This is a genomic window from Xanthomonas cannabis pv. cannabis (assembly GCF_000802365.1).
GTDB classification, from domain to species: Bacteria; Pseudomonadota; Gammaproteobacteria; order Xanthomonadales; family Xanthomonadaceae; genus Xanthomonas; species Xanthomonas cannabis.
In genome coordinates, this window is the sequence record NZ_JSZE01000146.1 from 1 (window position 1) to 7,621 (window position 7,621).

General features: G+C 67.3%; 7 protein-coding genes. 4 read left to right on the forward strand and 3 right to left on the reverse strand.

Features of this window, described 5'->3' with window-relative positions; all coding sequences use genetic code 11:
• Positions 1-2: 2 nt before the first annotated feature.
• Positions 3-767 carry a cytochrome C assembly family protein gene (locus OZ10_RS18460; RefSeq protein WP_081419663.1) on the forward strand — a complete coding sequence of 255 codons (765 nt, stop codon included), beginning with the start codon at positions 3-5 and terminating at the stop codon, positions 765-767.
• A gap of 326 nt (positions 768-1,093) precedes the next feature.
• Here the strand turns inward: OZ10_RS18460 and OZ10_RS18465 are convergent, their stop codons facing one another.
• Complete coding sequence (locus tag OZ10_RS18465) at positions 1,094-2,143, reverse strand: aldose epimerase family protein (protein ID WP_039410143.1); 1,050 nt, start codon at positions 2,141-2,143, stop codon at positions 1,094-1,096.
• Positions 2,144-2,390: 247 nt separating this feature from the next.
• Here OZ10_RS18465 and OZ10_RS18470 point away from each other — a divergent pair, with 247 nt between their 5' ends.
• Positions 2,391-3,974, forward strand: coding sequence for an alpha-N-arabinofuranosidase (locus OZ10_RS18470; protein ID WP_039410140.1), 1,584 nt, complete (start codon positions 2,391-2,393; stop codon positions 3,972-3,974).
• A gap of 112 nt (positions 3,975-4,086) precedes the next feature.
• Here the strand turns inward: OZ10_RS18470 and OZ10_RS18475 are convergent, their stop codons facing one another.
• Positions 4,087-5,040 carry a LysR family transcriptional regulator gene (locus tag OZ10_RS18475; protein WP_039410137.1) on the reverse strand — a complete coding sequence of 318 codons (954 nt, stop codon included), beginning with the start codon at positions 5,038-5,040 and terminating at the stop codon, positions 4,087-4,089.
• A gap of 134 nt (positions 5,041-5,174) precedes the next feature.
• Here OZ10_RS18475 and OZ10_RS18480 point away from each other — a divergent pair, with 134 nt between their 5' ends.
• Together OZ10_RS18480 and OZ10_RS18485 are read left to right on the forward strand one after the other, a co-directional pair.
• Positions 5,175-5,450: a DUF2798 domain-containing protein gene (locus OZ10_RS18480; protein ID WP_039410133.1), complete on the forward strand. Its 276-nt coding sequence runs from the start codon at positions 5,175-5,177 to the stop codon at positions 5,448-5,450.
• Positions 5,451-5,819: 369 nt separating this feature from the next.
• Positions 5,820-7,169: a glycoside hydrolase family 16 protein gene (locus tag OZ10_RS18485; RefSeq protein WP_039566453.1), complete on the forward strand. Its 1,350-nt coding sequence runs from the start codon at positions 5,820-5,822 to the stop codon at positions 7,167-7,169.
• Between the two features lie 28 nt (positions 7,170-7,197).
• Here the strand turns inward: OZ10_RS18485 and OZ10_RS18490 are convergent, their stop codons facing one another.
• On the reverse strand, positions 7,198-7,566 hold the full coding sequence (locus tag OZ10_RS18490; protein WP_039410128.1) for a response regulator: 369 nt from the start codon (positions 7,564-7,566) through the stop codon (positions 7,198-7,200).
• Positions 7,567-7,621 lie beyond the last annotated feature (55 nt).

Sequence of the window (7,621 nt, forward strand, 5' to 3'; positions counted from 1 at the left end):
CCCTGTACCTGCTGGCTGCCGCCCTGCTCACCCGGGCGGTGCTGCGCGATGGCAACCAGGCCCCTGCGCGCTGGTTGGCGCCGGCGCTGGCTGCAGTTGCGCTGCACGCCGGCTATCACGTGCTGGTGGCGTTCCGCACCGCGGGCGGGCCGGACATGCATTTCTTTGCCGCGCTGTCGCTGACCGGCCTGGGCATGGCCGCGCTGACCGCGGTGTTCGGAGGGCGCGGCCGCATGGCGGCGGTGGGCGTGGTGGTGTTTCCGTTGTCGGCCATCCTGCTGGCCTGTTACCACGCCTACGGCCATGAGCCGAGCGCAGACCTGGGCTGGCGGCTGGAACTGCACGCCTGGATGGCGCTGCTGGCCTACGCCACCCTGGGCATCGCCGCCCTGCTGGCCATCATGCTGTGGCTGCAGGAGCGGGCGTTGCGGCGGCGCGACTTCCATCCCTGGCTGCGCGCGCTGCCGCCGTTGACCGAACTGGAAACCCTGCTGTTCCGCACGATCACCGTCGGCTTCGTGTTGCTGAGCCTGACCCTGCTGACCGGGCTGCTGTTCGTGCAGGATTTCCTGGCGCAACGATTGCTGCACAAGACCGTGCTCAGCATCCTGTCGTGGATCGTGTTTGGCGCACTGCTGGTCGGCCGCTGGCGTAATGGCTGGCGCGGCACCAAGGCCGTGCACTGGACGCTGACCGCCATGGCGTTGCTGGTGCTGTCGTTCTTCGGCAGCAAGTTCGTGATCGAACTGGTACTGGGGCCGCGCTGATCGCGCAGGCGGGCGCTGCCTGCCATGCAGCGAGTCCTGCACGTGGCCGGCCGCTTGTGTCCTGCAGGCCCGGTGCCCGTGTGTCGTACCGCGCCCGACCAGAGATCACCCCGGCGATTCGGCCCGAACCGACAGATGCGAGCACGCCGCGCCTGCGGTCGGCTGACACGCGGTTGCGCGCGGATGCCCGGTGCGCGGACGGCGCGGACGAGCCACAAGGACGCAGGACCCGTGCCGCCCCTCGACATCGGTCACGCCTGCGCGATGGTTGCGCAAGGCGTGGGTCGGCGGATGCAGGGCATCTGCCTGGACCCTGTCAGCGCTGCTCAGCCATCGAGTGCAGCGCTGACCGCCTCCCACGGCTGATCCGGGCCTGGCGTGGCGAAGCGATAGACGATGCGGCGGCGATGAACCTCACCGGGACGCAGGATGGTCGAGGGAAAGTTGGCGTGGTTGGGTGCATCCGGGTAGCTCTGCGGTTCCAGGCACACCCCGCGGCCCAGGCCCGGATGATGCGCGTCCAGATGCTGCCCCTCGTAGACCTGCACCGCCGGCGCATCGCTGAGGATGCGCATGGCCACGCCACTGTGCGGGGAGTACAGCTCGGCGACCCGGTCGGCGCCTGGCGCCAGCACCAGACACTGGTCGTAGCCCTTGCCGAGCACGACCTGCGGATGCGCCGGGTCGATCCGCTCGGCCAGCGCGGCGGGGTCGCGGAAATCGAACGGTGTGCCGGCCACCGACGCGATCTCCCCGGTCGGGATGGATTCTGCGTCCACCGGGAGATAGCGGTCGGCAGGCACCCGCAGCACCTGCGCCGCGGCACGCCGCTGCGGGTCGCCGGACAGATTGAAATACGGGTGATGGGTCAGGTTCAACGGCGTGGCCGCGTCGCAGCGGGCTTCGAAGTCCAGATGCAGGCTGCGCTGCTGCAGCGCAAGCCGGGCACGCACCTGCAGATTGCCGGGGTAGCCCTCTTCGCCGTCGGGCGAGTCGTAGCCCAGCAGCACCTGATCAGGTGCCTGCTCCAGTACCGTCCAGACCCGCCGCCCGAAACCGCGCTCGCCGCCGTGCAACTGGTTGCGCCCCTCGTTGGCGGCCAGCGTGCGGGTCACCCCGTCCAACGTATAGCGTGCACCGCCGATACGGTTGCCGAAGCGGCCCACCAGGATGTTGAGGCTGTCGCCATCGGCGGCGTAGGCCGGCAGGTCCGGCAGACCCAGCAGCAGCGGCACCACGCCCTGCGCGGTGGTCAGCCGCAGCGCATGCAGGATGCCGCCGTAGGTGAGGACGTCCGCCTCCAGCCCGTCGGCGCTGCGCAAGCTGAGCGCGTGAACCTCGACACCGTCTGGCAACTGCCCGAACACTCGCTGCATGAATCGCCCCACTGCGGATGGAAGCCCGCGAGCATAGCCGCGTCGCGCGTCCGCCGACCATGCCCTTGCGCACATCCTGGCCTGCCGAACGACGACCGCCGAATCGCATTGCGCGGGCGCGGCAGGGCTCGCCAGCGGCGAACGCGATGAAGCGACACAGCACCACCACTGCCACTACGCTACCGGCATGCGGCTGCGCCGGCAGTGCGCGAACACCTCGACCCACCCCTACAGGAGCGCCCCGCCGATGCATTGGATCTCCCTCGCGTTGCAGACCTCACGCCGGCAGCTGCTGCCCGCACTCGTTGCCGCCACCCTGGCGACCAGTGCCTGCATCGCCTGCGCTGCCGAGGTCGAGGTGACCGGTAGCTTGCGTGCGGACCAACCCGGCGCACAGGTGTCACGGCAACTGTTCGGGCAGTTTGCCGAGCACCTGGGTACCGGCATCTATGGCGGCGTATGGGTGGGCGAGGACGCCTCCATTCCCAACACGCGCGGCTACCGCAACGACGTGCTCGCGGCGTTGAAGGCCATCGCGGTGCCCAACATCCGCTGGCCGGGCGGCTGCTTTGCCGACGAATACCACTGGCGCGATGGTGTCGGCGCGCCGGCCAGGCGCCCGATCCGCGTCAACACGCACTGGGGCGGCGTGGAAGAGTCCAATCGCTTCGGCACCCATGAGTTCATGGACTTCACCGAGCTGCTCGGCACCCAGGCCTATATCGCCGGCAATGTCGGCAATGCGGCGCCGGACGAGATCGCGCAGTGGACCGAATACATGACCGCTGCCACCCGCTCCAGCCTGGCCAGCGAGCGCCGCGCCAACGGCCGCGATGCGCCCTGGCAGGTGCCCTACTTCGGCGTGGGCAACGAGCTGTGGGGTTGCGGCGGCAACATGCGGGTGGAATATGCCGCCGACGTGTATCGGCGCTACCAGACCTTCGTCAAGGCGCCGGCCAATCAAACGCTGCGCAAGATCGCGCCCGGCCCCAACAACGACGACTATCACTGGACCGAGGTAATGATGCGCGAAGCCGGCACGCTGATGGACGGCCTGAGCCTGCATTACTACACGGTGCCCGGTGGCTGGCCGCCGCGCGCCTCCTCGACCGATTTCGACGAAAGCGCCTGGATCGACACGCTGTCGCGCACGCTGGTGATGGACGAATTGATCACCAGACACAGCGCGATCATGGACAAATACGACCCTGGCAAGAAGGTGGCGCTGGTGGTGGACGAATGGGGCACCTGGTACGCCGGCCTGCCCGGCGCTAATCCGGGCTTTCTGCATCAGCAGAACAGCCTGCGCGATGCCCTGGTGGCGGCATTGAATATCGACATCTTCAGCAACCACGCCGAGCGCGTGCGCATGGCCAATATCGCGCAGATGGTCAACGTGTTGCAGGCGATGATTCTTACCGATGGCGACAAGATGGTGCTGACGCCGACCTACCACGTGTTCGCCTTGTACAAGCCCTACCAGGACGCCACCCACCTGCCGCTGCAGCTGCAGACACCGCACTACCGCCACGGCAACACGCAGGTGCTGGCGGTGCACGGCTCGGCAGTCAAGGCAAAAGATGGCCATGTGTATGTCGCGCTGACCAACCTGGACGCCACCGCACCGGCCAACGTCCGCGTGGACGTGCAAGGCCTTGCGCCGCAGCGTGTGGAAGGACAGATCCTCAGTGCGGCGGCGATCACCGCGCACAACAGCTTCGCGCAGCCGCATGTGGTGGAGCCAAGGCCGTTCAACGGTGCACGCGTGCAGGGCAAGGCCTTGACGGTGGCGCTGCCCGCGCATGCAGTGGTGATGCTCAGGCTGGACTGACGCGGCGCATGGCATCGCTCGACAGGCGTGCCGCTGTCGAGGCGTCTGCAGGTGCCGGGTCGGCCTCCGGCATGCCTGGAGCAACGCCGCTGGTCGCTGCGCTGCTGCGGTTCTACGCCGAGCCCGGCACCAATGCCGGCTCGGTCAGCCGCCAGTCCGGTGGCAGGCGCTGCAGTACGTGCTCCATGAAGGCGCGCACCTTCGGGGTGAAGTCGCGGCGGTCGGCCACGCACAGATACAGGCGCAATGGTTCGAGTGCGGCCTGCCCGGTGTCGGCGCTGTCGGGGGTGAACAGCTGCTGCAGCTGGCCGCGCTGCAGGTACGGTTGCACGACGAATGCGGCCAGCCGCGTGATGCCGCCACCGGCAGCGGCCATGGTGGCCAGCGCATCGACGTCGTCGCTGACCAGCGCCTGGCCAAGCTGAGGCTGGAAACGCACGCCGTCGCGTATGAAGTTCCAGCGCAGGAAGCGGCCATCGGCCGGATAGCGCAGCAGCAGGCAGTCGTGGTACTTCAGCTCATCCGGCCGCGTCGGTATGCCGCAGCGGGCCAGATACCCGGGCGCGGCGCACACCACGAACGGCACCTGCGCGATACAGCGCGCCACCAGTCCATCTTCCAGTTGCGCTTCGATGCGCAGGCTGACATCCACGCTTTCCTGCGCGTGCTGCACCACCCGGTCGGTGCACAGCAGCTCGATCTCCAGTTGCGGGTACTGCTGGCGCAGCGCCGGCAGCATCGGGGCCAGCACGTGACGTGCGAACGCGGCGGTGCTGGCCACGCGCAATCGGCCGGCCGGTGCCTGCTGCGGGCCGGCCACCAGTTGCCGGGCACGCTCCAGGTCGCGTTCCAGCTGCCGCACCTGCTCGAAGTACACCGCGCCGCGCTCGGTCAGTGCCAGGCTGCGGGTGGTTCGATGCAGCAAACGCACGCCCAGGTGCTGCTCCAGACGCGCGATGTTCTGGCTGACCGCTGCAGGGCTGACGCCGAGCAGCTTGGCCCCGCCGGCAATGCTGCCGGCATCGACCGTGCCGACAAAGCTTCGAATCGACTGAAGAATATTCATTAGTTGAGCAAGTATCGCGGCGCGATTCGTAAGATTTACTTACGTAAGCCGCAAGCTTACGCGATCTACCCCGTGCGCCACGGCTGCCCTAGAGTTCGGCCATCCCGCCGCTGTGCGGCAACCGAGGTCCTGCCATGTCGTCGTCCCCCTCTTCGTCTGCGATGGTGCGCCCGCGCTGGAAGCTCGGCGTGCGCGCCACGCCCTTCGTGTTTGCGTTCTACATGGCCGCAATCATGGCGCTGCTGATGTGCCTGGTCATCACCGGCATCGCCACCGGGCCCACGCCGGACCTGGTGTGGCGCGCGCTCGATGCCTATCGCATCGCCATGCCTACCGCGTTCTGCTGCGTGCTGGTGGTGCGGCCGCTGGTGATCCGCCTGGTGGCCTGGACCGTGCACGCAGGGCATTAACGAGGGCGCACCGCGCTGGTTGCCCATCGCCACGGGTGTCGCCTCGAACGCATGCGGCGATCGCATGCCTGGACGAAGGCAGCGCGCCAGGCTGCCCCGCATGCGCTTGCAACCGCTTCAGCACGATGCACCTGCCATCGCTCGGCGTGCGACTGCGCGACGGCACGCAGCACGCATGCCCACTCCCGTCCGCTGCTGCCACGCAACATGTCGCAGGCGCCATCTGCGACCGGCGTCAAGCCAATGACGGAATATTCCGGAATGAACACCACGGAACTGAAACGCCGCGTTCAATTGCTTTGACTCCGACGTAGCCACTGCGCAGCGTCGCTCCTCCACGGACCGTCCGGTCCATCGTTGGAGACACGCATGCGCGCCTTACGTAGCGTCACCGTGCAGTTCGCTGTTGTACTGGGCATGGCCCTGACACCGGGTGCGCATGCACAGACACTGGTGTGGGAAGACAACTTCAACGGGCCAGGCATCGACGGCAGCAAGTGGACCTACGATGTCGGCAATGGCTGTCAGATCGGCCTGTGCGGTTGGGGCAATGGCGAGATGCAGTACTACACCAGCCGCCCCGACAACGCGCGCATCGAAAATGGCCGGCTGGTGATCGAAGCGCGTCGCGAAGCCTTCGGCGGCATGCCGTTCACGTCGGCGCGGCTCAAGACTGAAGGCCGCATGCACTTCCAGTACGGCACGCTGGAAGCGCGCATCAAGACGCCGGTGGTGGGCAACGGGCTCTGGCCAGCCTACTGGATGCTGGGCACGATCGGCGTGTGGCCCGGGCGCGGTGAAATCGATCTGATGGAAGCCGGCATGGCTGCCGCGATCGCCAACGGCACCGCCAACCGCCGCATCGGCGCGGCCGTGCACTGGGACTACAACGGCTCGCAAGCCGATTACGACACCAGCTACACCAGCCCGGTGAACCTGCACAACGATTTCCATGTGTATCGCATGACCTGGGACCCGCAATTCATCCGTATCTCGATCGATGGCCAGCACTATTTCGAGTTTGCGATCTCCAATATCGAGGGCGCCTCGTTGCACGAGTTCCATCAGCAGCACTATCTGCTGCTCAATCTCGCTGTCGGAGGCACCTATACCGGCGTGACCTCGCCGACCGCAGTGACCGCGCCGCTGCCGGGCAAGATGGAAGTGGACTACATCCGGCTGTATCAAAACCCCGGTGCGCAGCTGTACGTGGGCAACCAGCATGCCGCGCCGGCGGGACGCTTCGGCGTATTCACCGACCAGACCGACACCAGCGCGCGACTGACCCTTGGCCAGGACGCCGAGCTGTACCTGTGGAACAACCTCACCCCGATCGCGCAGGCGCCGTTCGAGGGCCGCAACGTGATGGCCTATCGCGCCAACGCCGGTGCCTGGTACGGGTTGGGGATCCAGAGCGATTACCGCAATCTGGCGGCCTACGCGGGCGGCGCGCTCAAACTGCAGGTGAAGACCGCGACCGCCTCCCCCTTCAGGATCGGCATCAACACCAGCTTCGGCGACAGCTGGGTGGCCATTGCGCCCGGTGGCAATCAGTACGGCGTGGTGCGCGATGGTGCCTGGCACGAGGTCACGATCCCGCTCGGCGCATTCCACGACCTGGACCTGCAGGCGGTCAGACAGCCCTTCATGCTGGCGGCCGATGCGCCGGCAGCGCCGGTGGAGATCGCCATCGACCAGGTCTACTACCAGAGTCGCTGAGCCGCCGTTGCAACGCTGCCGCACGCGCTCAGGCGTTGGCGGCAGCGGCCTTCAGCATGTCGATGAGCTGACGCAGGCGATAGGGTTTGGGCAGGAAATCCACGTGCGGCGGCAGTGGCGGCAGCTGCGCCTTGGCAAAGCCCGAAGCCAGGATGACGCGCGCGTCCGGCAGCAGTTGCGCCACCTGCTCGCTCAGTTCGATACCCGACATGCCGTTGGGCATGCGGATGTCGCTGAACACCACATCGTAGGGGCCGCTGTCGCGCAGCATGCGCAATGCAGCATGCCCGTCGTCGGCGGTGTCGACACGGATGCCGGCATCGCGCAGCGCCTCGCCGATCAACTCGCGCAGTTCTTCTTGATCTTCCACCATCAACAGGCGCAGGGATTCAGTCATGCTCGGCCTCCTCGATGGCCGGAAGGAACAGGGTCACGGTGGTGCCGCACCCGGG

Bases quoted from the DNA above. Each gene is read 5' to 3' on its own strand.
- OZ10_RS18465 (WP_039410143.1), bottom strand. From the start codon at position 2,143: ATGCAGCGAGTGTTCGGGCAGTTGCCAGACGGTGTCGAGGTTCACGCG.
- OZ10_RS18470 (WP_039410140.1), top strand. From the start codon at position 2,391: ATGCATTGGATCTCCCTCGCGTTGCAGACCTCACGCCGGCAGCTGCTG.
- OZ10_RS18490 (WP_039410128.1), bottom strand. From the start codon at position 7,566: ATGACTGAATCCCTGCGCCTGTTGATGGTGGAAGATCAAGAAGAACTG.
- OZ10_RS18480 (WP_039410133.1), top strand. From the start codon at position 5,175: ATGTCGTCGTCCCCCTCTTCGTCTGCGATGGTGCGCCCGCGCTGGAAG.
- OZ10_RS18485 (WP_039566453.1), top strand. From the start codon at position 5,820: ATGCGCGCCTTACGTAGCGTCACCGTGCAGTTCGCTGTTGTACTGGGC.
- OZ10_RS18475 (WP_039410137.1), bottom strand. From the start codon at position 5,040: ATGAATATTCTTCAGTCGATTCGAAGCTTTGTCGGCACGGTCGATGCC.